Source organism: Bradyrhizobium sp. HKCCYLRH2015 (genome assembly GCF_051168215.1).
Lineage (GTDB): Bacteria > Pseudomonadota > Alphaproteobacteria > Rhizobiales > Xanthobacteraceae > Bradyrhizobium.
In genome coordinates, this window is the sequence record NZ_JBNPUO010000020.1 from 1 (window position 1) to 22,200 (window position 22,200).

At 64.3% G+C, this 22,200-nt stretch carries 31 protein-coding genes; 27 read left to right on the forward strand and 4 right to left on the reverse strand.

Annotated elements, in window-relative coordinates; translation table 11 throughout:
• The 10 genes from nifH to hspQ form a co-directional block, all read left to right on the forward strand.
• A partial coding sequence (gene nifH / locus ACQR1H_RS32895) for a nitrogenase reductase (protein WP_434908792.1) occupies positions 1–675 on the forward strand: 675 nt, incomplete at its 5' end.
• Positions 676–748: 73 nt separating this feature from the next.
• Entirely contained in the window at positions 749–2,251 is a 1,503-nt protein-coding gene (gene nifD, locus ACQR1H_RS32900) for a nitrogenase molybdenum-iron protein alpha chain (RefSeq protein WP_315803696.1), read from the forward strand.
• An 83-nt stretch (positions 2,252–2,334) separates the two neighbouring features.
• A complete protein-coding gene (gene nifK / locus ACQR1H_RS32905) occupies positions 2,335–3,894 on the forward strand; it encodes a nitrogenase molybdenum-iron protein subunit beta (RefSeq protein ID WP_316179933.1) in 1,560 nt (519 codons plus the stop codon).
• Between the two features lie 134 nt (positions 3,895–4,028).
• Positions 4,029–5,702, forward strand: a complete 1,674-nt coding sequence (nifE, locus tag ACQR1H_RS32910; protein WP_434837719.1) for a nitrogenase iron-molybdenum cofactor biosynthesis protein NifE — start codon at positions 4,029–4,031, stop codon at positions 5,700–5,702.
• Positions 5,703–5,710: 8 nt separating this feature from the next.
• Positions 5,711–7,108 carry a nitrogenase iron-molybdenum cofactor biosynthesis protein NifN gene (gene nifN, locus ACQR1H_RS32915; RefSeq protein WP_434874858.1) on the forward strand — a complete coding sequence of 466 codons (1,398 nt, stop codon included), beginning with the start codon at positions 5,711–5,713 and terminating at the stop codon, positions 7,106–7,108.
• 25 nt (positions 7,109–7,133) lie between these two features.
• On the forward strand, positions 7,134–7,529 hold the full coding sequence (gene nifX, locus ACQR1H_RS32920; protein WP_315803692.1) for a nitrogen fixation protein NifX: 396 nt from the start codon (positions 7,134–7,136) through the stop codon (positions 7,527–7,529).
• A gap of 10 nt (positions 7,530–7,539) precedes the next feature.
• A complete protein-coding gene (locus ACQR1H_RS32925; protein ID WP_315803691.1) occupies positions 7,540–8,010 on the forward strand; it encodes a NifX-associated nitrogen fixation protein in 471 nt (156 codons plus the stop codon).
• Positions 8,011–8,026: 16 nt separating this feature from the next.
• A complete protein-coding gene (locus tag ACQR1H_RS32930; RefSeq protein WP_006609662.1) occupies positions 8,027–8,227 on the forward strand; it encodes a CCE_0567 family metalloprotein in 201 nt (66 codons plus the stop codon).
• Positions 8,228–8,249: 22 nt separating this feature from the next.
• The gene (fdxB, locus tag ACQR1H_RS32935) at positions 8,250–8,537 is read left to right on the forward strand and encodes a ferredoxin III, nif-specific (RefSeq protein WP_434874857.1); all 288 of its coding nucleotides are present in this window, start codon (positions 8,250–8,252) and stop codon (positions 8,535–8,537) included.
• Positions 8,538–8,556: 19 nt separating this feature from the next.
• The gene (gene hspQ / locus ACQR1H_RS32940; protein WP_316239633.1) at positions 8,557–8,883 is read left to right on the forward strand and encodes a heat shock protein HspQ; all 327 of its coding nucleotides are present in this window, start codon (positions 8,557–8,559) and stop codon (positions 8,881–8,883) included.
• 494 nt (positions 8,884–9,377) lie between these two features.
• On the opposite strand, the gene ACQR1H_RS32945 is transcribed toward hspQ, so the two are convergent.
• The 3 genes from ACQR1H_RS32945 to ACQR1H_RS32955 all read right to left on the reverse strand — a co-directional run bounded on the left by ACQR1H_RS32945 (position 9,378) and on the right by ACQR1H_RS32955 (position 11,102).
• A complete protein-coding gene (locus ACQR1H_RS32945; RefSeq protein WP_315713146.1) occupies positions 9,378–9,695 on the reverse strand; it encodes a hypothetical protein in 318 nt (105 codons plus the stop codon).
• Positions 9,696–9,726: 31 nt separating this feature from the next.
• Positions 9,727–10,581 (reverse strand): sulfurtransferase, encoded by an 855-nt coding sequence (locus tag ACQR1H_RS32950; protein ID WP_434874856.1) that lies wholly within the window; start codon positions 10,579–10,581, stop codon positions 9,727–9,729.
• Positions 10,582–10,643: 62 nt separating this feature from the next.
• The gene (locus ACQR1H_RS32955) at positions 10,644–11,102 is read right to left on the reverse strand and encodes a hypothetical protein (protein ID WP_315803688.1); all 459 of its coding nucleotides are present in this window, start codon (positions 11,100–11,102) and stop codon (positions 10,644–10,646) included.
• 198 nt (positions 11,103–11,300) lie between these two features.
• On the opposite strand from ACQR1H_RS32955, the gene ACQR1H_RS32960 reads away from it, so the two are divergent.
• Positions 11,301–11,720: a Rieske (2Fe-2S) protein gene (locus ACQR1H_RS32960; RefSeq protein WP_315803687.1), complete on the forward strand. Its 420-nt coding sequence runs from the start codon at positions 11,301–11,303 to the stop codon at positions 11,718–11,720.
• Positions 11,721–11,782: 62 nt separating this feature from the next.
• On the opposite strand, the gene ACQR1H_RS32965 is transcribed toward ACQR1H_RS32960, so the two are convergent.
• A complete protein-coding gene (locus tag ACQR1H_RS32965; RefSeq protein WP_315803686.1) occupies positions 11,783–12,391 on the reverse strand; it encodes a hypothetical protein in 609 nt (202 codons plus the stop codon).
• 325 nt (positions 12,392–12,716) lie between these two features.
• Here ACQR1H_RS32965 and ACQR1H_RS32970 point away from each other — a divergent pair, with 325 nt between their 5' ends.
• From ACQR1H_RS32970 to ACQR1H_RS33045, 16 genes are all read left to right on the forward strand, one after another.
• On the forward strand, positions 12,717–13,037 hold the full coding sequence (locus ACQR1H_RS32970) for a HesB/IscA family protein (protein WP_257170758.1): 321 nt from the start codon (positions 12,717–12,719) through the stop codon (positions 13,035–13,037).
• A gap of 38 nt (positions 13,038–13,075) precedes the next feature.
• Positions 13,076–13,366 carry a NifU family protein gene (locus tag ACQR1H_RS32975; RefSeq protein WP_315713137.1) on the forward strand — a complete coding sequence of 97 codons (291 nt, stop codon included), beginning with the start codon at positions 13,076–13,078 and terminating at the stop codon, positions 13,364–13,366.
• Between the two features lie 9 nt (positions 13,367–13,375).
• Positions 13,376–14,590 (forward strand): cysteine desulfurase NifS, encoded by a 1,215-nt coding sequence (nifS, locus tag ACQR1H_RS32980; protein ID WP_434874855.1) that lies wholly within the window; start codon positions 13,376–13,378, stop codon positions 14,588–14,590.
• Complete coding sequence (nifT, locus tag ACQR1H_RS32985; RefSeq protein WP_315713133.1) at positions 14,587–14,808, forward strand: putative nitrogen fixation protein NifT; 222 nt, start codon at positions 14,587–14,589, stop codon at positions 14,806–14,808. Before nifS ends, nifT begins: the two co-directional genes overlap by 4 nt.
• Positions 14,808–15,674, forward strand: coding sequence for an SIR2 family NAD-dependent protein deacylase (locus ACQR1H_RS32990; RefSeq protein WP_315803684.1), 867 nt, complete (start codon positions 14,808–14,810; stop codon positions 15,672–15,674). The genes nifT and ACQR1H_RS32990 overlap by 1 nt, the downstream gene beginning before the upstream one ends.
• Positions 15,675–15,937: 263 nt before the next feature.
• Complete coding sequence (gene nifB / locus ACQR1H_RS32995; RefSeq protein ID WP_316239630.1) at positions 15,938–17,500, forward strand: nitrogenase cofactor biosynthesis protein NifB; 1,563 nt, start codon at positions 15,938–15,940, stop codon at positions 17,498–17,500.
• A gap of 55 nt (positions 17,501–17,555) precedes the next feature.
• Positions 17,556–17,780, forward strand: coding sequence for a YfhL family 4Fe-4S dicluster ferredoxin (locus tag ACQR1H_RS33000; RefSeq protein ID WP_006609676.1), 225 nt, complete (start codon positions 17,556–17,558; stop codon positions 17,778–17,780).
• An 11-nt stretch (positions 17,781–17,791) separates the two neighbouring features.
• Complete coding sequence (locus ACQR1H_RS33005; RefSeq protein WP_434908793.1) at positions 17,792–18,121, forward strand: HesB/IscA family protein; 330 nt, start codon at positions 17,792–17,794, stop codon at positions 18,119–18,121.
• An 11-nt stretch (positions 18,122–18,132) separates the two neighbouring features.
• The gene (locus ACQR1H_RS33010) at positions 18,133–18,666 is read left to right on the forward strand and encodes a hypothetical protein (RefSeq protein ID WP_315803681.1); all 534 of its coding nucleotides are present in this window, start codon (positions 18,133–18,135) and stop codon (positions 18,664–18,666) included.
• Positions 18,659–19,432: a 4Fe4S-binding leucine-rich repeat protein gene (locus tag ACQR1H_RS33015; RefSeq protein WP_316218890.1), complete on the forward strand. Its 774-nt coding sequence runs from the start codon at positions 18,659–18,661 to the stop codon at positions 19,430–19,432. The genes ACQR1H_RS33010 and ACQR1H_RS33015 overlap by 8 nt, the downstream gene beginning before the upstream one ends.
• Positions 19,429–19,752 carry a nitrogen fixation protein NifZ gene (locus ACQR1H_RS33020; RefSeq protein ID WP_434874854.1) on the forward strand — a complete coding sequence of 108 codons (324 nt, stop codon included), beginning with the start codon at positions 19,429–19,431 and terminating at the stop codon, positions 19,750–19,752. Before ACQR1H_RS33015 ends, ACQR1H_RS33020 begins: the two co-directional genes overlap by 4 nt.
• Positions 19,749–19,988 carry a nitrogen fixation protein NifZ gene (locus ACQR1H_RS33025; protein ID WP_316218887.1) on the forward strand — a complete coding sequence of 80 codons (240 nt, stop codon included), beginning with the start codon at positions 19,749–19,751 and terminating at the stop codon, positions 19,986–19,988. Before ACQR1H_RS33020 ends, ACQR1H_RS33025 begins: the two co-directional genes overlap by 4 nt.
• A gap of 14 nt (positions 19,989–20,002) precedes the next feature.
• Complete coding sequence (locus tag ACQR1H_RS33030) at positions 20,003–20,359, forward strand: DUF3024 domain-containing protein (protein WP_316239627.1); 357 nt, start codon at positions 20,003–20,005, stop codon at positions 20,357–20,359.
• Positions 20,360–20,376: 17 nt separating this feature from the next.
• Positions 20,377–20,637 (forward strand): hypothetical protein, encoded by a 261-nt coding sequence (locus ACQR1H_RS33035; protein ID WP_315803676.1) that lies wholly within the window; start codon positions 20,377–20,379, stop codon positions 20,635–20,637.
• Between the two features lie 2 nt (positions 20,638–20,639).
• Positions 20,640–21,854: a DegT/DnrJ/EryC1/StrS family aminotransferase gene (locus ACQR1H_RS33040; RefSeq protein WP_315803675.1), complete on the forward strand. Its 1,215-nt coding sequence runs from the start codon at positions 20,640–20,642 to the stop codon at positions 21,852–21,854.
• A gap of 36 nt (positions 21,855–21,890) precedes the next feature.
• On the forward strand, positions 21,891–22,199 hold the full coding sequence (locus tag ACQR1H_RS33045; protein ID WP_315713113.1) for a 2Fe-2S iron-sulfur cluster-binding protein: 309 nt from the start codon (positions 21,891–21,893) through the stop codon (positions 22,197–22,199).
• Position 22,200: the final 1 nt, after the last annotated feature.

Consider the following 22,200-nt stretch of genomic DNA (forward strand, 5'->3'; position numbering starts at 1 on the left):
CTCGAGATCGAGGAGGTCATGAAGGTCGGCTATCGCGACATCCGCTGCGTCGAGTCCGGCGGTCCGGAGCCGGGCGTCGGCTGCGCCGGCCGCGGCGTCATCACCTCGATCAACTTCCTCGAGGAGAACGGCGCCTATGAGGACATCGACTACGTGTCCTACGACGTGCTGGGCGACGTGGTGTGCGGCGGCTTCGCGATGCCGATCCGCGAGAACAAGGCGCAGGAGATCTACATCGTGATGTCCGGCGAGATGATGGCGATGTATGCCGCCAACAACATCTCCAAGGGCATTCTGAAATACGCGAACTCCGGCGGCGTGCGCCTGGGCGGCCTGGTCTGCAACGAGCGCCAGACGGACAAGGAGCTGGAGCTGGCGGAAGCTCTCGCCAAGAAGCTCGGCACGCAGCTGATCTACTTCGTGCCGCGCGACAACATCGTGCAGCACGCCGAGCTGCGCCGCATGACCGTGCTGGAATACGCGCCGGACTCGGTCCAGGCCGGCCACTACCGCTCGCTGGCTCAGAAGATCCACAACAACGGCGGCAAGGGCATCATCCCGACGCCGATCACGATGGACGAGCTCGAGGACATGCTGATGGAGCACGGCATCATGAAGGCCGTGGACGAGAGCCAGATCGGCAAGTCCGCCGCCGAGCTCGCCGCAACGGCGTAACCGCCACCGGTGCTCCGGCCCTTCGTCTCCAAGGGCCGGAGCACCTCCGCAACCGATCATCGAGGAAAGCCAGATGAGCGTCATCGAGAAACAAAGCGTTGCCGAGATCAAGGCGCGCAACAAGGAACTGATCGCCGAGGTCCTGAAGGTTTATCCGGAAAAGACCGCCAAGCGCCGTGCCAAGCATCTCAACGTGCATGAGAACGGCAAGTCGGATTGCGGCGTCAAGTCGAACATCAAGTCGATCCCCGGCGTCATGACCATCCGCGGTTGCGCCTACGCCGGCTCGAAGGGCGTGGTGTGGGGACCTATCAAGGACATGATCCACATCAGCCACGGTCCGGTCGGCTGCGGCCAGTACTCCTGGGCGGCGCGCCGCAACTACTACATCGGCACGACCGGCATCGACACCTTCGTGACGATGCAGTTCACCTCCGACTTCCAGGAGAAGGACATCGTCTTCGGCGGCGACAAGAAGCTAGCCAAGATCATGGACGAGATCCAGGAGCTGTTCCCGCTGAACAACGGCATCACCGTGCAGTCGGAATGCCCGATCGGCCTGATCGGCGACGACATCGAGGCGGTCTCCAAGGTCAAGTCGAAAGAGTATGACGGCAAGACCATCGTCCCCGTGCGCTGCGAAGGCTTCCGCGGTGTGTCTCAGTCCCTGGGTCACCATATCGCCAACGACGCCATCCGGGACTGGGTGTTCGACAAGCTCCCGGCCGATGCCGCGCCGCGCTTCGAGCCGTCGGCCTACGACGTCGCGATCATCGGCGACTACAACATCGGCGGCGACGCCTGGTCGTCCCGCATCCTGCTCGAGGAGATGGGTCTGCGCGTGATCGCCCAGTGGTCGGGCGACGGCTCGCTGGCGGAGCTCGAGGCGACGCCGAAGGCGAAGCTCAACGTGCTGCACTGCTACCGCTCGATGAACTACATCTCGCGCCACATGGAAGAGAAGTACGGTATTCCGTGGTGCGAATACAACTTCTTCGGACCGAGCAAGATCGCCGAATCGCTGCGCAAGATCGCGAGCTATTTCGACGACAAGATCAAGGAGGGTGCCGAGCGTGTCATCGCCAAGTACCAGCCCCTGATGGACGCCGTCATCGCCAAGTACCGGCCGCGCCTCGAAGGCAAGACCGTGATGCTGTTCGTCGGCGGCCTGCGTCCGCGCCACGTGATCGGCGCCTACGAGGACCTCGGCATGGAGGTCGTCGGTACCGGCTATGAGTTCGGCCACAACGACGACTATCAGCGCACCGCCCAGCACTACGTCAAGGACGGCACGCTGATCTACGACGACGTGACCGGATACGAGTTCGAGAAGTTCGTCGAGAAGGTCCAGCCGGACCTGGTCGGCTCGGGCATCAAGGAAAAGTACGTGTTCCAGAAAATGGGCGTGCCGTTCCGCCAGATGCACTCCTGGGACTACTCGGGTCCGTACCATGGCTATGACGGCTTCGCGATCTTCGCCCGCGACATGGACATGGCCATCAACTCGCCGGTCTGGAAGATGGCCAAGGCACCCTGGAAGCAGGCGCCCAAGCCGTTGCTCCAGGCGGCCGAGTAACCACCACCACCCACGGCCTGGCTCTCCTTCGGCGGAGAGCCAGCGCTCCCTGATCGACACAGGAACATAAAGAGGGTTTTCCCATGACGCAGTCTGCCGAACATGTGCTCGATCACTTCGAGCTTTTCCGTGGTCCCGAATACCAGCAGATGCTGGCCAACAAGAAGAAGATGTTCGAGAATCCGCGCGACCCCGCCGAGGTCGAGCGCATTCGCGAATGGGCCAAGACGCCCGAATATCGCGAGAAGAATTTCGCCCGTGAGGCGCTGACCGTCAATCCGGCCAAGGCCTGCCAGCCGCTCGGCGCGGTGTTCGTTGCCGTCGGCTTCGAAAAGACGCTGCCGTTCGTGCACGGCTCGCAGGGCTGCGTGGCCTATTATCGCAGCCATCTGTCGCGCCACTTCAAGGAGCCGAGCTCCTGCGTGTCGTCGTCGATGACCGAGGACGCCGCCGTGTTCGGCGGCCTCAACAACATGATCGACGGCCTCGCCAACGCTTACAACATGTACAAGCCGTCGATGATCGCGGTCTCCACTACCTGCATGGCGGAAGTCATCGGTGACGACCTCAACGCCTTCATCAAGACCTCCAAGGAGAAGGGTTCGGTTCCGGCCGAATTCGACGTGCCTTTCGCCCATACGCCTGCCTTTGTCGGCAGCCATGTCACCGGCTACGACAACGCGATGAAGGGCATTCTCGAGCACTTCTGGGACGGCAAGGCCGGCACCGCGCCGAAGCTGGAGCGCGTTCCCAACGAGAAGATCAATTTCATCGGCGGTTTCGATGGCTACACCGTTGGCAACATCAAGGAAGTGAAGCACATCTTCGAGGCGATGGGGATCGAGTATACGATCCTCGGCGACAATTCGAACGTGTTCGACACGCCGACCGACGGCGAGTTCCGTATGTACGACGGCGGCACGACCCTGGAGGACGCGGCCAACGCCGTTCACGCCAAGGCGACGATCTCGATGCAGCACTTCTGCACCGAGAAGACCCTGCCGTTCATCAAGAACCACGGCCAGGAGGTCGTCTCCTTCAACCATCCGGTCGGTGTGACCGGCACCGACGCCTTCGTGATGGCGCTGTCGCGCATCAGCGGCAAGGAGATCCCGGAATCTCTCGCTCTCGAGCGTGGGCGCCTGGTCGACGCGATCGCCGACTCCAGCGCGCACATCCACGGCAAGAAGTTCGCGATCTACGGCGATCCGGACCTATGCCTCGGCTTGGCCGCGTTCCTGCTCGAGCTCGGCGCCGAGCCGACCCATGTGCTCGCCACCAACGGCAACAAAGACTGGGCCGAGAAGGTCCAGGCGGTGTTCGATAGCTCGCCGTTCGGCAAGAACTGCCACGTGTATCCCGGCAAGGATCTCTGGCACATGCGCTCGCTGCTGTTCACCGAGCCGGTCGATTTCCTGATCGGCAACACCTACGGCAAGTATCTGGAGCGCGACACCGGCACGCCGCTGATCCGCATCGGCTTCCCGATCTTCGATCGCCACCACAAGCACCGCTATCCGGTGTGGGGCTATCAGGGCGGCCTGAACGTGCTGGTCACGATCCTCGACAAGATCTTCGACGAGATCGACCGCAACACCAACGTGCCGGCCAAGTCGGACTACAGCTTCGACATCATCCGCTAAGTGACGGCGCGCGGCGGTCCCTCAAGGGCCGCCGCGCTTCGATCTGGACGACAAGGCTCATGGGGACGGCCGCAGAGGCCGGAGCCTCCTCGTCTCACCAAGACGCGCAGAAGGTCCGCCAACAGGAGAAGCCGATGAGCTCGCTGTCTGCCACGATCCAGAACGTCTTCAACGAGCCGGGTTGCGGCAAGAACGCCAACAAGTCCGAGGCCGAGCGCAAGAAGGGCTGCACCAAGCAGCTGCAGCCGGGCGGCGCGGCCGGTGGTTGCGCCTTCGACGGCGCCAAGGTCGCACTGCAGCCGCTGACGGACGTCGCGCATCTCGTGCACGGGCCGATCGCCTGCGAGGGGAATTCCTGGGACAATCGCGGTGCGGCCTCGTCGGGCGCGCAGATCTGGCGCACCGGCTTCACCACCGACATCAACGAGACCGACGTCGTGTTCGGCGGCGAGAAGCGCCTGTACAAGGCGATCAAGGAGATCATCGAGAAGTACGATCCGCCGGCGGTCTTCGTCTACCAGACCTGCGTGCCCGCCATGACCGGCGACGACATCAACGCGGTCTGCAAGGCAGCCTCCGCCAAGTTCGGCAAGCCGTGCATTCCCGTCAATGCACCGGGCTTTGTGGGCCCGAAGAACCTCGGCAACAAGCTCGCCGGCGAGGCGCTGCTCGACCACGTCATCGGCACCGTCGAGCCGGAGGTGACCACCCCCTACGACCTCAACATCATCGGCGAATACAATCTTTCCGGCGAGCTCTGGCAGGTGAAGCCGCTGTTCGACGAGCTCGGCATCCGTATCTCCGCCTGCATCTCCGGCGACGGCCGCTACAAGGACGTCGCGTCGTCACACCGCGCTCGCGCAGCGATGATGGTGTGCTCCAAGGCGATGATCAACGTCGCCCGCAAGATGGAGGAGCGCTACGGCATCCCGTTCTTCGAGGGCTCGTTCTACGGCATCCAGGACTCCTCGGATTCGCTGCGCGAGATCGCGCGTCTCCTGGTCGAGCGCGGCGCGCCGGCCGATCTCTTGGACCGCACCGAGGCGGTGATCGCCCGCGAGGAAGCCAAGGCCTGGGCGGCGATCGAGCCGTTCAAGCAACGGCTCACCGGCAAGAAGGTGCTCCTGATCACTGGCGGCGTGAAATCGTGGTCGGTGGTGGCGGCGCTGCAGGAGGCCGGCATGGAGCTGGTCGGCACCTCCGTGAAGAAGTCCACCAAGGAGGACAAGGAGCGCATCAAGGAGCTGATGGGCCAGGACGCGCACATGATCGACGATATGGCGCCGCGCGAGATGTACAAGATGCTCAAGGACGCCAAGGCCGACATCATGCTGTCGGGCGGCAAGTCGCAATTCGTGGCACTGAAGGCGGCGATGCCCTGGCTCGACATCAACCAGGAGCGCTCGCACGCCTATATGGGCTATATCGGCATGGTGAAGCTGGTCGCCGAGATCGACAAGGCGATCTACAACCCGATGTGGGAGCAACTGCGCAAGCGGGCGCCCTGGGAGACGGCCAGCAACAATTGGCAGGCCAGGGCGATCGCTCAGGCCAATGCCGAAGCTGCCGCGCTCGCGGCCGATCCAGTCGCAGCTGAAGCCGCGCGGCGTGCCAAGAAGATCTGCCACTGCAAGACGGTCGACCTCGGCACCATCGAGGATGCGATCAAGGCGCATGGCCTCACCGACGTCGCCGGTGTGCGCACGCACACCAACGCCTCTGGCGGCTGCGGCGCCTGTGCCGGTCGGGTCGAGGACATCCTGGCGGCGCAGAAGGCGCCGGCCGAGCTGCTGCAGGCGGCGGAGTAGGAGCGCTCATGGCCAAGGTCATCATCGGAAAGAAGGCCTGCGCGGTCAATCCGCTGAAGATGAGCCAGCCGATCGGCGGCTCGTTCGCCTTCCTCGGCCTGCGCGGCGCGATGCCGCTGCTGCACGGCTCGCAGGGCTGCACCTCGTTCGGCCTGACCTTGTTCGTGCGCCACTTCAAGGAAGCGGTGCCGATGCAGACGACCGCGATGAGCGAGGTCGCCACCGTGCTCGGCGGCTACGAGAATGTCGAGCAGGCGATCCTCAACATCCACAAGCGACAAAAGCCGGAGATCATCGGCATCTGTTCCACCGGGGTCACGGAGACCAAGGGCGACGACGTCGACGGCTACATCAGGCTGATCCGCGAGAAGCATCCGGAGCTGGCGAACTATCCGCTGGTCTATGTCTCCACGCCGGATTTCAAGGACGCGTTCCAGGATGGCTGGGACAAGACCGTCGCCAAGATGGTCGAGGTGCTCGTCGACAAGCCGACGTCGACAAGGCGCGATCCAGCGCGGGTCAACGTGCTGCCGGGCTGTCATCTGACGCCGGGGGACATCGAGGAGCTGCGCACCATCATCGAGGATTTCGGGCTGGAGCCGTCGTTCCTGCCGGATATCGGCGGCTCGCTCGACGGTCACATCCCCGACGAGTTCACGCCGACGACGATCGGCGGCATCGGGCTGGAGGAGATCGCGGTCATGGGCAGCGCGTCCTGGACGATCGCGATCGGGGCCCAGATGAAGCGCGCGGCGGAGGCGATGCAGGCCAGGACCGGCGTGCCGTACCGGCTGTTCGAGCGGCTCTGCGGACTGCTGCCGAACGACGAGTTCATGACCTTCCTGAGCGAGATCTCGGGGCGTCCGGTTCCGGCGAAATATCGCCGTCAGCGCGGTCAGCTCGCCGACGCCATGCTGGATGCGCATTTTCACATCGGCGGCCGCAAGCTCGCGATCGGCGCCGAGCCGGATCTGTTGTTCGACGTCGCCAGCATGCTGCACGACATGGGGGCCGAGATCGCGGTCGCCATCACCACCACGCAGTCGCCGGTGCTCGAGCGGATGCCGTGCGAGGAGGTGCTGATCGGTGATCTCGAGGATCTGGAAAACCTGGCAAAGGAACGCGGCTGCGGTTTGATGCTCACGCATTCGCATGGTCGCCAAGCCGCCGCGCGGCTCAAGATCCCGTTCTACCGGATCGGCTTCCCGATGTTCGACCGGCTCGGGGCAGGGCATCTGCTGACGGTCGGCTATCGCGGCACCCGTGATCTGATCTTCGCACTCGCCAATCTCATCATCGCCGATCGCGAGGACAACCATCAGCCGACGCCCGATACCTGGCTCGATCCCTGGAAGGATACGCCGCCGGTGTCGCTGGACTCCGCCGTCGTGGCGCCGCTGCATTGACGCTTCAGGAGAAAGGACCGACGACATGAAAGTCGCATTCGCTACCCAGGATCTGAAACGCGTCGATGCCCATTTCGGCTGGGCCAAGAACATCGCGATCTACGATCTCGATCCCGAGGGCTACCGTTTCGTCGAGAGCGTCGAGTTCGACGGAGATCTCAAGGAGGACGGCAACGAGGACAAGCTGGCGCCGAAGATCGAGGCGATCAAGGATTGCGCCATCCTCTATGTCGCCGCGATCGGAGGCTCCGGCGCAGCGCGCGTCGTCGCCAACAACATCCATCCGATGAAGGTCAATCAGCCCGAGGAGATCACCGATCTCCTGGGCAAGCTGCAGACCGTGCTGAAGGGGACGCCGCCGCCGTGGCTGCGCAAGGCGCTGGCGAAGGGTCAGGAACGCGCGCTGGATTTCGAGGAATGAGGAAACCACCATGTCCGATACCGCGGTAGCCGTCGAAACCGTCCCCGCCGAGCAGCGGCCCTTCGTCAAGGAGCTGATCAAGGTCTGGCGTGCCCAGGACACCCATGGGGCTTGGGAGGGCAAGAAGGATGTCGATCTGCTCGAGCCCTACATCCTGGACAAGGAGAAGCGGCGCGCTTTGCCGATCATCGGCGATCCCGATCCGGAGACGATCTGGCGGCTCGAGCTGTTCTTCAACGCGGTCGCGCTGTCGATCGAGAAGGCCACCGGCGTGATGATCTCGCCGATGCTGAAGATGAGCCACGAGGGCTTCGGCCGCATGGTGCTGATCGGCGGTCGGCTGATCGTGGTCAACAAGCAGCTGCGCGACGTGCACCGCTTCGGCTTCGACAATCTCGCCAAGCTCGCTGACGAGGGCGACAAGTTCGTCAAGGCCGGCGTCGAGATGATCGAGAAGTTCAAGGATGTCGCGAATTACTGAACTGTGAGGATGAGAGATGAGCGACCTGGACACCCTGAAGGCCGAGATCAAGAAGCTGTCGGCGCGCGCTATGGATGCCAAGATGAACCTGCATGATCTGTCGGAGGAGCTGCCCATCAACTGGGACCAGATCCTGCCGACGGCGCAGAAGGCCCACGAGGCGTTCGCCGAGCTGGAGAAGAAGCGGGCCGAGCTGAAGAAGCTCGAGGCCGCGTGAGCCTGTACAAGGACCCGTCACCATGTCCAATTTAACCCGTGACGGCCGCGACTGGCGGCCGGACTACCTAGTCGCGATCGATGCGGCCAAGTGCATCGGCTGCGGGCGCTGCTACAAGGTCTGCGGCCGCGAGGTCATGACCCTGAAGGGCATCAACGACGAGGGCGAGTTTGTCGAGCTCGACGACGACGAGGATGACGAGGTCGAGAAGAAGATCATGGTCATGCACGACACCGGCGCCTGCATCGGCTGCGGCGCCTGCGCCCGGGTCTGCCCGACCAACTGCCAGACCCATTCGCCGGCGGCCTGAGACTGTCGAGCGTGCCGTCATGCTGCGGATGGAAGCAAAGTTCACAATCGGCCAGGTGACCCGGCATCGCGTCTACGACCTGCGCGGTGTCGTGTTCGACGTCGATCTGTCGTTCTCCGAGGAGGAGGGCTGGCGGGCGATCACGATGGATACGCGGCTCGATCGGGAGCAGCCGTTCTACTATCTGCTCGCCGAATGCGGCGACAGCAGCTACATCGCTTATGTGCCCGAACAGAACCTGGTCGCCGACGTCTCGGGCGAGCCGGTCAAGCATCCGGACATCGGCGAGCTGTTCGACGTCGATGACGGCGGTAGCTATCACTACCGTGGCCGGATTTTTCAGTAGCAGGGACGGACGCGCGCCACAGCGTCATTGCGAGTCGCCGCAGGCGACGAAGTAATCCAGAGTCCTCGCGCCGCCCTAGATCGCGTCGCTGCGCTCGCGATGACGGGCATTGGTCCGTAGGGTGGGCAAAGGCGCCTGGGCGGTCTCTCAATAGGGGATTCGGTCTCACGCGCCGTGCCCGCCGTCCATCTGCGCATCCGGAACGATAATGGTGGGCACACCATCGGACGCCGATTCGCGTCGCCCGACGGCTTTGCCACCCTACGAGTCTTTCCTGCCGCATCCATGGCGGCACAGTTCATCCATGCGTCATTCCGGGGCATCGCGCAGCGATCAGCCCGGAATCCATAGCCACGAATGTTTCTTGTTTTCGCAGACAGGCGCCACGGACATCTCGCGCCTCATAGCCGGTCGTTGCTATGGATTCAGGGCTCGCACTGCGCGCGCCCCGGAATGACGGCGGAGGGAGGTGCGCACCACTCCGAATGTGGCGCCTACTCGATTCCCTGTTCCCTGGCCTTCCACATCGCGGCGATGCGGAAGCGTTCGTTGATTGCGGCGGGGTTGGCGAGAATCTCGGCCTGGGCGGCGGCAAACGCGCTCTCGACGATCGCGGCCTCGTCCTTCGTCAGCGTGATCCGGCCGGCCATGTGGGTGGCGTCGGGCGCGGCCTCCCAGATCTTGCGCCGGTTCGGATGCAGCTTCACCTCGACCAGCTCGAACGCCTCGAGCTCGCCTTCGAGGCAGATTGCCAGCCCGATCACCTCGACCTTGCGGCCGTCCTGCGTCGTCTTGACCAGGGTCTTTGCCATGCTCGTGCTCCGGTCATCCAAGTCCGCTTTGTCACGCCGCCGCCGGCGTGTCGTCGAGCTGGCTCCATTCCGCCCAGGCGCCGTCGTGGACGGCCGCGTTCGGAACACCGAGGCGATAGAGCGCCAGCGCCAGCATGCAAGACGTGATGCCCGAGGCGCAGGTGGTGACGATCGGCTTCGCCAGATCGACGCCAGCGGCGGCGAAGCGGGCGCCGAGCGCATCAGAGGCCAGCTGTTCGCCGGTGTCGGGGTCGACCAGATCCGCCCAGGGCAGATTGACGGCGCCGGGAATGTGGCCCTGGCGCTTGAACGTGAACACGTCCGCCTGGGTGCCGTCGAACTTGCCCGGCCCACGGGCGTCGACCAACTGCGCGCCGCCACTGTGCAGCAAGCTCTGCACGGCGTCCGAGGTTGCCACAAGCTCCGGCCTGAAGCTCGCGCTGAAGCTCGCCGGCACGGGGCGCACAGGCGTCATCTCCGCCGGCTTCTTCTCCTTGGTCCATTTGCCGAAGCCGCCGTCGAGCAGGGCGACGTTGTCGTGGCCGAAGACGCGGAACATCCACCACACACGGCCCGCGGCCGAGCCGCCATAGTGACGGTCATAGACGATGACCCGGTCGGCATTTCTGATGCCGAGCAGCCCGACCTTGTGGGCAAAATCCTCCGATGACGGCAGCATGTGCGGCAGCGGGCTCGACTTGTCGGCGATCTGGTCGATGTCGAAATGCACCGAGCCCGGCAGGTGCCGGCCGCGATATTGCGTACGGCCGTCCAGGTTGGTGCTCGGATGGTGCCAGGTGCAGTCGAGGATCTTGATGGCAGGGTCAGACAGATGTTGTGCCAGCCATTCCGAGCTGACCAGGGCGTCAGAGGTGTCCGTGTTCATGGATGCGCTCGCGATGTCGTTGATCCAACAGAGATGCCGATCCGATGATTGCACGTGGCGCGTCAGAGCGTCTTCGGCATCGGATAGCCCGGGCGCGGATGCGTGTCGTAGTATTCCGGACGCTCCGGCCAGCCGCCTTCGGCGATGATCTTGAAGGTCGCGACCGTGACCGGCGCGCCGGGCGAGCATGATATTTCGGTAAACTTGATCTCGCGCTCGCCTGGGCCGGCGGAGAAATCGGCGACAGTGGTGCCGTCCGCCTTGCGCGCCCGCGCGAAGCCAGGCGTGCCGACGGTGGCCGCCGGTACCGATGCCGCAACGAAGTTCGGCTGCTCGAGGCCGTCCGCCGCGGGGCCGAAGGCGGGCGAGCCGAACGTGAAGGTTGCGAGCACGCCGCTGCGGTCGACGGCCTTGTCTGCAGTGATCGGGCGTGCCACTGAGTAGACCGTCAGCGTGCCGCCAGCCAGCGCCGCCTTGATGTCGTCGAGCGAGCTCTCGACGAATTCCAGTGCCACGTTCATGTCGATCTCCTTACAAAGCCGCGTTTGCAGGAGAAATTTTCAAGTTCTGTGCCAGTCTCCCGCAGCGGCGAAGAAGGCGAGGCGAACAGGCGGAGTTGCGCGAATCTTGCAACGTGGTCCTTCACCGAGCCGACCGCCGCTCTCGCTGGGCCGAGAGCGGCAATGTCGGACATGCGCCAGACATCGATGAGGCCTGACATGACGACCGACGTCGCCTACGCCATCTGCAGCTTCAACGACATTCCGAGCCGCCGCGCCATGGGCTTTCAGCTCATGATCGTGGCCGAGGACGGCAGCCATCGTCCGTGGCCGATCTTCGTCATCCGCTGGGGCAAGCAGGTGTTCGGCTATCTGAACATGTGCCCGCACGACAAGGTCAATCTCGACTGGGAACGCAACCAGTTCCTGGACGGCAACGGCCTGCGCATCCTGTGCGGCAAGCACGGCTCGCTGTTCGAGATCGGCACCGGACTCTGCGTCGACGGCCCGTGCAAGGGCGAGAGCCTGACGCCGGTCGCGCTGAGTGTCCTCGACGGCGACATCTGCGTGACCGGCGTGACCCTGGTCGAGGATGACGAGGAGGCTGAAGAGACGGGTCTTCAGTGTGAAGAAGGCTGAGCTCTCACACGAAGTCCCGGCGCGAGCGCCGGGACTTCAGCTTGCGCGTGAAGGAACGAGAGTCAGACCGGCCGGTTCTCGTTACGGTTCTTCACCGGCTCCATCTTGGCCAGCGCATCTGCATAGGCGATGACTTCATAGCTCTCGCTGAACTTCTTGGCGGCATCGAGCACGTAGTCGAGCTTGCCGGCGGTATCGAGCTTCTTGATGTCGTTCTTGTCGATTCCGAGGAGATCCATCATCTCCTTCCAGACGGTGGATTCGTCGCAGGGCAGCACATAGAACGTGACGTCGCCCATCTTGATGCGGTACTTCGCCAGCAGATCGATGTTGTTGCAGAACATGAAGTAGCTGCCGTCCGGCGTCAGCAGGCCCTTGAGCACCTCGACCGCGGTCTCCAGATAAGCCAGCGAGTGGATGTAGCCGACGAGCACCGGAATCGTCGCCTCGCCGTCGTTGACGATCGTCAGCACCTGCTCGATCGAGAAGTCCGGCGGGCGCTTCTCGTCCGCAACCTGGGTCTGGAATTTCAGCGCGATGTCGCCGCGGAAGCCGAACCGCCCCGGCTTGGTGGTCGGCGCCTTGAGTACGGCGTTCAACAGCCGTCCTTCCTTGTCGAGCTGCGCGAGCGCGGTGGTCTCGATTGCAACCGTCTTCTCCAATGTCGTCATCAGCAATTCTCTCGCATGTCCTGGTCAGCCGTTCGCCGCACGGCGCGGTCGAAAAGGGCTGGAATGCAAATTGTCTGCCGATGTGTGCTGCGCCTTGATTCACTTGGTCTTTCGCCCGCGACCTCCGGGCATTGTCGGGTTTCCGCCGCGACATTCCTTCGGCACGTCCGTGGCCCGGCGTCGGTCATCCGTGTCGGAAACCCGACATGCGTCGGAAACGCCACAGCGACGGCATGAAAACATGAGGTCTTTCAGGCGATTGTTGCATGGCACGGGACTTGCCAATCCCATTCGCAACAGCCGAATGGGAAAGGGCGAGACGATGATGATCAACCTGACCGACAGCGCCATCAATGCGGTTCGCAACGCGATCACGACCTCCGACAAGCCGGTCGACGGCCTCAGGATCATGGTCGAAGCCGGCGGCTGCGCCGGGCTCAAGTACAACATGGGTCTCGTCAGCGGCAGCGAGCCGGAGGACACCGTGATCGAGCGCGAGGGCGTGCGCGTGCTCGTCGATCACAAGAGCCTCGAATATCTCGAGGGCACGACGATCGATTTCGTCATCGCGCTGGAGGGCTCCGGCTTCACCTTCGAGAATCCGAACGCGAAGTCGAGCTGCGGCTGCGGCAAGTCGTTCGCCTGATCTTTCGCTCGATCATTCAAAACGCGAGAAGTGAAACCATGCTGGTCGAATCCCAGGGCATCGTCGAAGCGCCGTCGCAGATGAGCGAGCGCGAGCGGATCATCCGGGCCGTGATCGAGGAGGTCCGTCCGAATCTCAAGCGCGACGGCGGCGATTGCGAACTCGTCGAGATCGACGGCAACAAGATCATGGTCAAGCTCGCCGGCGCCTGTATTTTCTGCAAGCTCGCCAGCGCGACGCTCGAAGGCATCCAGGCGCGCATGATCGAAAAGCTCGGCGAGTTCGTTCGCCTCGTTCCGGTGGCCGGCGCAGCCAAGGCGCGGCATTAAGGAGCGGTCTTGCGCCCGGTCTATCTCGACAACAACGCGACGACCCGCGCGGATCCCGAGGTCGTCGCCGCGATGTTGCCGTTCTTCACGGACCAGTTCGGCAATGCGTCGTCCTCGCATGCGTTCGGCAGCGAGGTCGCCGGGGCCGTGAGGCAGGCGCGCAAGAGCCTGCAGGCGCTGCTCGGCGCCGCTTTCGACCACGAGATCGTCTTCACCTCGGGCGGGACGGAATCCGACAATGCCGCGATCCTGTCGGCGCTCGACGCGCAGGAGGGCCGGAACGAGATCGTCGCGACGGCGGTGGAGCATCCCGCGATCCTGGCGCTCGTCGAATATCTGCGGGATCGGCGTGGCGCGACCGTGCATCTGGTCGGCGTCGATGCCGCCGGCCGCCTCGATCTGGAGGCTTACCGGCGCGCGCTTGGGCCGCGCACGGCGATCGCCTCGGTGATGTGGGCGAACAACGAGACCGGCACGCTGTTTCCGGTTTCCGAGCTGGCCAAGCTCGCGCATGAGGCCGGCGCGCTATTCCACACCGACGCCGTGCAGGCGGTCGGCAAGATCGCGATCGATCTGAAGAGCGCCGATATCGACCTGTTGTCGCTGTCCGGCCACAAGCTGCACGGTCCCAAGGGCATCGGTGCGCTGTATGTCAGAAAGGGCACGCCGTTCGTGCCGCTTCTGCGCGGCGGCCCGCAGGAGCGCCGGCGGCGTGGCGGCACCGAGAACGTGCCCGCGATCGTCGGGCTCGGCAAGGCGGCCGAGCTCGCTGGCCGACATCTTGCCGATGAGCAGGGCCGGGTGCGCAGTCTGCGCGACCGGCTGGAGCAGGACATCATCCAGAGCGTCGGCCATTGCGCCGTGCTCGGCGATCCGGACCATCGCCTGCCGAACACCTCCAACATCGCCTTCCAGCATCTGGAAGGCGAGCCGATCGTGATGCGCCTGAACCAGGCCGGCATCGCGGCTTCGCTCGGCTCCGCCTGCGCGTCCGGCTCGATGGAGCCGTCGCATGTGCTGCGCGCGATGAACGTTCCGGCCGATCTGCTGCGCGGCGCCGTCCGCTTTTCCTTGTCGCGCGACACGTCGACCGAGGACATCGAGCGCGTGCTGCAGGTTCTGCCCGATATCGTCGCCAGGTTGCGCGAGACCTCGCCGGCCTGGCTGCAGCATCATCCTCCGCAATCGGCGGACCCCCTTCGATCCACGGAGCTCACGCAATGAAAGTCATGATCCGCCGCTCGCCGGAAACGGGCCTGTCGATCTACGTCCCCAAAAAGGACCTCGAGGAGCCCATCGTCGAGTCCGAGCACGAGTCCTTGTGGGGCGGCTGGATCCGCATCGCCAATGGCTGGGTGCTGGAATTGCCGCAGATGGCCGCCGACACGCGGCTGCCGATCACGATCAATGCGCGCAAGCGCGGTGGCGAAGGGGACGAGTGATGAACGCGCCGCTTCCTCATATCGACATCGTCAAGCAGGCCGATGCCGAGGCCCTGCTCAAGGACGTTGTCGCCGGACTGAAGGCCGGCAAGGTCGTCCCGTTCCTCGGTCCCGCCGTGTCGGAGCAGTCCGGCGCCGACGTGCCGATGAATCCTGAAGCGCTGGCCGCGTTCTTCGGCACCAAGGTGGCGCTGCCGCGCCGCGCCAAGGGCAATGCGTGGGCTTCAGCCCAGCACATCGAGAGCACGCGCCACCGCTCGACGGTGACGGCGCTGATGGCTGAAGCCTTTGCCGCGCCGGTCGCGCCGACACCGCTGCAGCAGCATCTGGCGTCGCTGCCGCTGCCGATGATCGTCGACAGCTGGTATGACGGCGCCATGCGGACGGCGCTGGCTGGACGTACTGACTGGGGCGAGGTGCAGGGCATCACCCGTGCCGGCATCGGCGAGGACCGCTGGTATCGCTTCTATGACGCCGCGGGCGCCGAGAGCGATCGCGAGAAGGCTGCAAGCTGGACCACGCTGCTCTACAAGCCGCATGGCGGGATCACGCCGGCCAAGAACTTCCTGATCACCGATGCCGACTATGTCGAGGTGCTGACCGACATCGACATCCAGACGCCGATACCCGACACGGTCAAGGACCGGCGCACCGACCGCAGCTTCCTGTTCATCGGCTGCCGCTTCAACGACCAGCTGCTGCGCACCTATGGTCGCCAGGTGATCAAGCGCTCCGGCGCCGAGCATTACGTCCTGGTCGAGCCCGACTCATTGTCGAAGAACGAGCTGAAGTTCTTCATTGCCGAGCGGTTGACGCCGATCGCGATTCCGCTGGTCCGCGCCACCGAGATCATCATCGGCGGCTGAATACAACCAATCGATCGGATCATCGGACAGCGCGGTCGCATGCCGCGCTGTCTTGCTGTTCGGCTTGAGGCCTTGGCCGAGTCTGTAACGTTTCTAACATCCGCGCGATCGCGAGCCTCTCGCATGTTGGCAAGGCGACAGGCGCAATCATCTCACTAACACGTTGATAGTCCGGCGAAATGACCGCTTCCGCGGCGTGGCACGCGAGTTGCTGAACCATCGTCAAGGCGGTTTGCGGCTCGCCAGCAACGTAAGGAGCGGACATGGACGCGTCAGTGCAGCACGAACAGGCGACGATACCGGACGGCGACAAGCTGAGCTCGGTGATGCAGACCATCGCGGAACACAAGGGTTGCGGCACCTCGGGCGGCAGCGGCAAGGCGAGCTGCGGCTCGGGCGCAGGCGAGAACGACCTTCCGCCGGAGATCTGGGAGAAGGTGAAGAACCATCCCTGCTACAGCGAGGAGGCGCATCATCACTACGCGCGCATGCATGTCGCGGTCGCGCCCGCCTGCAACATCCAGTGCAACTACTGCAACCGCAAATATGACTGCGCCAACGAGTCGCGTCCGGGCGTGGTCAGCGAGAAGCTGTCGCCGGAGCAGGCCGCCAAGAAGGTGCTCGCCGTCGCCTCGACCATTCCGCAGATGACCGTGCTCGGGATCGCCGGTCCCGGCGATCCGCTCGCCAATCCGGAGAAGACGTTCAAGACCTTCGAGCTGATCGCCCGGACCGCCCCGGACATCAAGCTCTGCCTGTCGACCAACGGCCTCGCGCTGCCCGACCATGTCGACACCATCGCCGGATTCAACGTCGATCACGTCACGATCACGATCAACATGGTCGACCCTGAAATTGGCGCCAAGATCTATCCCTGGGTGTTCTGGAAGCACAAGCGCTACACCGGCGTCGAGGCGGCCAAGCTGCTCACCGATCGCCAGCTGCAGGGCCTGGAGATGCTTACCGAGCGCGGCATCCTCTGCAAGGTCAACTCGGTGATGATCCCGGGCGTCAACGACAAGCACCTCGTCGAGGTCAACAAGGCGGTGAAATCGCGCGGCGCGTTCCTGCACAACATCATGCCGCTGATCTCGTCGCCGGAGCACGGCACGGTGTTCGGCCTGACCGGCCAGCGCGGCCCGACGGCGCAGGAGCTGAAGGCGCTGCAGGACGAGTGCGAAGGCGAGATGAACATGATGCGGCATTGCCGCCAGTGCCGCGCCGACGCCGTGGGCCTGCTCGGCGAGGATCGCTCGGCCGAGTTCACCACCGACAAGATCATGGCGATGGAGGTGAACTACGACATCGACAGCCGCAAGGCCTATCAGGAGGCGGTCGAGAGCGAGCGCGTCGCCAAGGTCGTGGCGAAGCAGGAAGAGCTCGCCTCGCTCGCCGGCCAGTCGAGCGACATCAAGCTCTTGATCGCGGTCGCGACCAAGGGCTCGGGCCTGATCAACGAGCATTTCGGTCACGCCAAGGAGTTCCAGGTCTACGAGCTCTCCACGGCCGGTGCCAAGTTCGTTGGTCACCGCCGCGTCGACCTGTACTGCCAGGGCGGCTATGGCGACGAGGACAGCCTGGAGACCGTCATCCGCGCCATCAACGACTGCCATGCGGTGTTCGTGGCCAAGATCGGCGGCTGCCCGAAGAGCGACCTGCAGGCGGCGGGCATCGAGCCGGTTGACCAGTTCGCGCATGAGTTCATCGAGAAGTCCGCGATCGCCTGGTTCAAGAGCTATCTCGACAGGGTGAACAGCGGCGAGATCCAGCACGTCGTGCGCGGCGACGCCGAAATTCGCCAGGGCGCCCTGATCTCGGCGGCGTGACATCAGACCCCGGCGGCGCGATCCCGCCGCCGGGTCCCTTCGACAGGAGCCTTTGATGACCTTGAAGATCATTGCCTCGCAGTGCACGAGCTGCTCGGCCTGCGAACCCGAATGTCCGAACGTGGCGATCTCGGAGAAGAACGGCACCTTCGTGATCGATCCGAAGAAGTGCACCGAGTGCATCGGCCATTTCGACGAGCCGCAATGCGCGGCGGTCTGCCCGGTCGACAACACCTGCGTGATCGACAATTCGTTCCCGCGCTACCAGCCGCCGGCTTGAGGGAGACCGAGATGAACTTCACGCTCACGCCGGCCGCGCAGAAATTCATGCGCATGATGTTGCGGGCCGACGGCACTGCGGGTTCCGGCTTCCGGCTCGCCGTCTCTCCCGGCGGCTGCTCCGGGCTCGCCGCCGACATCAGCGTCCTCGCCGTACCCCAGCCCGGCGATGCGGTGGTCGAGCGAGACGGCGTCAGGCTGTTCCTGCCGGCAGAGAGCCGGCTGCTGCTGGACGGCGTCACCATCGACTTCGCGGATACCGCGACGCAGACCGGCCTCGTGTTTTACGATCCGAAACAGGTCTCGTGCTCGACCCATGCCTTGAAGGCGCTGGAGCACTAGGACAGCTCGCCATGCCCACCGATGCCCGGCCCAGCTCTCAGACTGCCATCGAGGACGCGCTGCTCGCCGACGCGCTGCTCGGCGGCGGCCTGCCGGAGGAAGCCGAGTATCATCTGTGGCAGGCGGGCCAGAGCTATCATCTCGACGAGGTTGCGGAGACGCATCTGAAGGAGGCGGACGCGCTGGCGCCTGGGCATGCGGCGGTCCTGATCGGCTTCTACCGCTTCTATTTCTACAAGGGACGGCTCGCTGACGCGCTGCGGATCGCCAAGCGGTGCCTCGCCAAGGCGGCCGTCGAAAACCGCTTGCCACCGCACTGGCGCGACGTTCGCGCCGGTCATGCCGAGTTCGGCAGCTATGACAACATGCTGCCGCGCTTCTTCATGTTCACCTTGAAGGGATACGCCTATTTGCAGATGCGCCTCGGCAATCTCGTCGAGGGACGGCTTGCGGTGCAGAAGCTGCTCGAGCTCGATCCCAGCGACAAGATCGGCGCACGCGTCCTGCTCGAGGTGGTCGACCGGGTGGAGCTCGACGATGAATGACGACATCGACGAGGCCATCGACTGGCAGGGCAACGAGATCAGTTGCGCGGGCTGCGAACACGCGCCGCTCAACGCATCCGGCGGATGTCGCCTTCGGCACGCCTGCGTGCACGACCGCTACGCCCGTCGCATCGACCGCTTCTTCAATTGGAATCCGGCGCTCGCCAACGGCTACGTCAAGCATCCGCACTTCGAGGTTCGTGCGATCGCGGCGAAGCATGCCAGCCCGTTCTTTCTGCCGCCGCTGCTCGATGATCCCGAGGAGACGGTGCGCTGGAACGCCGCGCGGCGGCTGCCGAAGCGGCTGGTGCTGCGGCTGCGCCATGATCCGCATCGCGAGGTCCGCATTCGGATCGCGACCGTGCTCGATCCGGAAGACCTGATGCCGATGATGATGGACGACGACTATTACGTCCGCCTCGTCGTGGCGCGCCGCATCGTGCCGTCTGTGCTCGGCCGCATGATGGGGGACCCGGAGGCCGAGGTCCGCCGCGTCGTCGCGCGGCGCATCCCGAGCGACTGGCTGCTCGGCATGATCAGCGACCCCGATCCACGGGTACGGCTCGAGATCGCCGAGCGCCTCGTGCCTGATCTTCTCACCGCGATGCGCAAGGACGCCGATTGGCGTGTGCGTCACGAGGTTGCGAGCCGGATCGCGCTCAGCGAGCTCGGCGAGTTGGCGCGCGACGAGGATCCGCTGGTGCAGGAGATGGCGCGCGGCCGGCTCGACAATCGTTCCGGAGCTGCGATGGAGAAACCGGCATGAGCAACATCGTTCGTGACAGCGAGGTCGTGGAGCTGTCCGCGCCGCCGTATTTCGCGTTCGGCGAGAAGGTCAAGGCCAAGCGTACGATCCGCAACGACGGCACCTATGCAGGCAAGGAGATCGGCGAGATCCTCGCGAAGAAGGGCGAGGTCGGCTACGTCGTCTCGATCGGAACCTTCCTGCAGCAGTTCTACATCTACGGCGTCGAGTTTCTCGAGAGCGGAAACCGCGTCGGCATGAAGCGCAAGGAGCTCGAATCCACCGTTCCCCGCGGGGAGGCCGAGGACGAGCTGCCGCTGCCGGGAGCATACAAGTCATGATCGAGCCACGCCTGCCGAAATATCAATGGGGTCAGCGGGTGAAGGCGCTGATCGATCTGGTCAACGACGGCTCGTTTCCGAACGCGCCGGCCGAGGCGAAGCTGGTCGGCGTCGGCGACATGGGCGAGATCGTCCAGGTCGGCACTCACACCGAGGCGAACATGCCGATCTATCTCGTCGAGTTCGGCGAGCAGCTCGTCGTGGGCTGTCTCGAAGAGGAGATCGTCCCGGTCTAGGGAGATGTTCTGCCATGATCGCAGCCGCGCTCGAGCCCAGCGTCATCCTGCCTGCGCATCCCAACGAACTGGATCGCAAGCGGATCGAACGCGCGCTGAAGTCGCGCAAGCGCTATCGCTACGTCGAGCCGACGGTGTCGCCGGCGACTGAGGGCTATCACGTCCAGAGTCCGTGCTGCTCGCGCAACATCGACAAGGACGGCGGGGTGATCGACGTCGCGCTGCTGCGTCATGACGCCGCGAACGCAATGTGGAAGCTGTTCTGGAGAGATCACGGTCGGGGGATTTGGGAGCTGCACAGCGTGCATCGGCGGTTGACCGCGGCGGTTGACGAACTGAACGCCGATCCCGAGCGGATATTCTGGCAGTAGCAAAGAGGACGGGTGGCATGGCGCTTGCCGAGCAGGAACTGAATGAGATCGAGCAGGTCCTCACCGGACCAGATGCCGGCAGCGCGGCGTTCGGCGAACTGCGCCGTCGGTTTCCCAAGCTGGCGCTGACGCGGTGTGATGCCTCCGACGTGACCGAGGCGCCGTTCCGCAGCTATCCGGCGTTCGATCTGCATCTGCTCGACGCCAGCGAACATTGCGCTGGGGTCACCGACGATCCGGCGAAGGCCACCGGCCTGATCCTCGCCAGGCGGAGCTGATCATGATCAATCCCGTTCTGGTGCACGATGCGGATCGACAGGAGCAGGACGAGACCGAACTTACGCCGGTTGGCTCCGACTTCATCCCGCTGTCCGATCCCGACATCACGACGGCGGAGATCGCGGCGGTCGAGGCGACGCTTCGCTCGCCGCGGCTGTCCTGCGGTCCGCTGGTGGAGGAGTTCGAGGCAACGTTCGCCGCCTATCTCGGGCGCAAATATGCCATCGCCGTCCCGAGCGGAACGCTCGGTCTGCTGCTGATTCTGAAGGCGATGGGGATCGGGCCCGGCGACGAGGTGATCGCGTCGTCGTATTCGTTCCGCGAGATCGCGCATGCGATCAGCATCGCCGGCGCCAAGCCGGTGTTTGCCGATATCGACTACTATTCGGGCACGCTGGCCCCGAGCAAGATCGAGGCGCGCATCACGGAGCGCACCAAGGCGATCCTGGCCGGCAACACCAACGGCCACCCGGCCAAATGGTCTGAGCTGCAGGCGATCGCGAAAGCCCACGAACTGCCTGTCATCGAGGATTCGACCGAGGCTATCGGCTCGAGATACAAGGGGGCGCTGGTCGGCACATTCGGTACAGCCGCGGTGTTCGACTTCTCGCAGCCCTTCGCGCTGACCTGCGGCGAGGGCGGCATGGTCGTCACCGACGACGTCGACATCGCGGTGGCCGTGCGTCGGCACCGGTCGCACCGGCTCGACGAGCGCGCATCGGTCGTGGTCAGCAGCAGCGCGTCGCACCAGGCCGTGATGAGCGACGTGACCGCCGCGCTCGGGCTGGCGCAACTGAGGCGGATCGACGAGATCCTCGAGCGGCGCAAGCTGATCGAGCAGATCTATTACAGCGAGGTGCAGTCGTTCGAGGGCATCAAGGATCCCTATGTCGGTCCAGATGTCACCGAGGTGAACTGGTTCCTCTACCAGGTCCATCTCGGCACCCGGTTCTCGAAGTCGAGCCGGGACTCGATCGTCGAGGATCTCAGAGTCGAGCAGGTCGAGGCGGTGGCCTATTCGAATCCTCTGCATCTGCAGCGACACTATTTCGACATGGGTTATCGCCGTGGCGATTATCTCGTGACGGAGAAGGTGGCCGATCGTGTGGTGGCCCTGCCGTTCCACGTCCATCTCACCACGGACCAGATCGCCTTCATCGTTGCGACGATGAAGGACGCCTCGGTCAATGTCGGGGCGGGCGCCGCGATCTACTGACACCAGTTGAACTCAACCCAGCAAAGGAGACATTCAATGGCAACTCTGACGGTCATGCCCTCCGGCAAGACGATCGAGGTGGGCGAGGGCACCACCATTCTGGCAGCGCTGCTCGGCGCTGAGGTCGAGATCCAGCACAAATGCGAGGGCCAGGCAAAGTGCGGCTCCTGCCACATCTTCCTGCAGGAGGGACGCAAGGGCGTGTCGAAGGTGACGAAGCTCGAGAACGAGAAGCTCGACACCATCGTCGGCGTCGGCTCGAAGTCGCGCCTCGCCTGCCAGGCGACCATCCTTGGCACCGAGAACGTCAAGATCGAGCTGCTCGGCTTCGGTTCAGGCCTGTAAG

Bases quoted from the DNA above. Each gene is read 5' to 3' on its own strand.
- ACQR1H_RS33015 (WP_316218890.1), top strand. From the start codon at position 18,659: ATGAATGACGACATCGACGAGGCCATCGACTGGCAGGGCAACGAGATC.
- ACQR1H_RS33035 (WP_315803676.1), top strand. From the start codon at position 20,377: ATGGCGCTTGCCGAGCAGGAACTGAATGAGATCGAGCAGGTCCTCACC.
- ACQR1H_RS33005 (WP_434908793.1), top strand. From the start codon at position 17,792: ATGAACTTCACGCTCACGCCGGCCGCGCAGAAATTCATGCGCATGATG.
- nifB (WP_316239630.1), top strand. From the start codon at position 15,938: ATGGACGCGTCAGTGCAGCACGAACAGGCGACGATACCGGACGGCGAC.
- ACQR1H_RS32960 (WP_315803687.1), top strand. From the start codon at position 11,301: ATGACGACCGACGTCGCCTACGCCATCTGCAGCTTCAACGACATTCCG.
- ACQR1H_RS33040 (WP_315803675.1), top strand. From the start codon at position 20,640: ATGATCAATCCCGTTCTGGTGCACGATGCGGATCGACAGGAGCAGGAC.
- ACQR1H_RS32970 (WP_257170758.1), top strand. From the start codon at position 12,717: ATGATCAACCTGACCGACAGCGCCATCAATGCGGTTCGCAACGCGATC.
- nifK (WP_316179933.1), top strand. From the start codon at position 2,335: ATGACGCAGTCTGCCGAACATGTGCTCGATCACTTCGAGCTTTTCCGT.
- ACQR1H_RS32975 (WP_315713137.1), top strand. From the start codon at position 13,076: ATGCTGGTCGAATCCCAGGGCATCGTCGAAGCGCCGTCGCAGATGAGC.
- ACQR1H_RS33045 (WP_315713113.1), top strand. From the start codon at position 21,891: ATGGCAACTCTGACGGTCATGCCCTCCGGCAAGACGATCGAGGTGGGC.
- ACQR1H_RS32955 (WP_315803688.1), bottom strand. From the start codon at position 11,102: ATGAACGTGGCACTGGAATTCGTCGAGAGCTCGCTCGACGACATCAAG.
- hspQ (WP_316239633.1), top strand. From the start codon at position 8,557: ATGCTGCGGATGGAAGCAAAGTTCACAATCGGCCAGGTGACCCGGCAT.
- nifN (WP_434874858.1), top strand. From the start codon at position 5,711: ATGGCCAAGGTCATCATCGGAAAGAAGGCCTGCGCGGTCAATCCGCTG.
- ACQR1H_RS32950 (WP_434874856.1), bottom strand. From the start codon at position 10,581: ATGAACACGGACACCTCTGACGCCCTGGTCAGCTCGGAATGGCTGGCA.
- nifD (WP_315803696.1), top strand. From the start codon at position 749: ATGAGCGTCATCGAGAAACAAAGCGTTGCCGAGATCAAGGCGCGCAAC.
- fdxB (WP_434874857.1), top strand. From the start codon at position 8,250: ATGTCCAATTTAACCCGTGACGGCCGCGACTGGCGGCCGGACTACCTA.
- nifX (WP_315803692.1), top strand. From the start codon at position 7,134: ATGAAAGTCGCATTCGCTACCCAGGATCTGAAACGCGTCGATGCCCAT.
- ACQR1H_RS33010 (WP_315803681.1), top strand. From the start codon at position 18,133: ATGCCCACCGATGCCCGGCCCAGCTCTCAGACTGCCATCGAGGACGCG.
- nifE (WP_434837719.1), top strand. From the start codon at position 4,029: ATGAGCTCGCTGTCTGCCACGATCCAGAACGTCTTCAACGAGCCGGGT.
- ACQR1H_RS32945 (WP_315713146.1), bottom strand. From the start codon at position 9,695: ATGGCAAAGACCCTGGTCAAGACGACGCAGGACGGCCGCAAGGTCGAG.
- ACQR1H_RS33025 (WP_316218887.1), top strand. From the start codon at position 19,749: ATGATCGAGCCACGCCTGCCGAAATATCAATGGGGTCAGCGGGTGAAG.
- ACQR1H_RS32925 (WP_315803691.1), top strand. From the start codon at position 7,540: ATGTCCGATACCGCGGTAGCCGTCGAAACCGTCCCCGCCGAGCAGCGG.
- ACQR1H_RS32930 (WP_006609662.1), top strand. From the start codon at position 8,027: ATGAGCGACCTGGACACCCTGAAGGCCGAGATCAAGAAGCTGTCGGCG.
- ACQR1H_RS32990 (WP_315803684.1), top strand. From the start codon at position 14,808: ATGAACGCGCCGCTTCCTCATATCGACATCGTCAAGCAGGCCGATGCC.
- ACQR1H_RS32965 (WP_315803686.1), bottom strand. From the start codon at position 12,391: ATGACGACATTGGAGAAGACGGTTGCAATCGAGACCACCGCGCTCGCG.
- ACQR1H_RS33020 (WP_434874854.1), top strand. From the start codon at position 19,429: ATGAGCAACATCGTTCGTGACAGCGAGGTCGTGGAGCTGTCCGCGCCG.
- nifT (WP_315713133.1), top strand. From the start codon at position 14,587: ATGAAAGTCATGATCCGCCGCTCGCCGGAAACGGGCCTGTCGATCTAC.
- ACQR1H_RS33000 (WP_006609676.1), top strand. From the start codon at position 17,556: ATGACCTTGAAGATCATTGCCTCGCAGTGCACGAGCTGCTCGGCCTGC.
- ACQR1H_RS33030 (WP_316239627.1), top strand. From the start codon at position 20,003: ATGATCGCAGCCGCGCTCGAGCCCAGCGTCATCCTGCCTGCGCATCCC.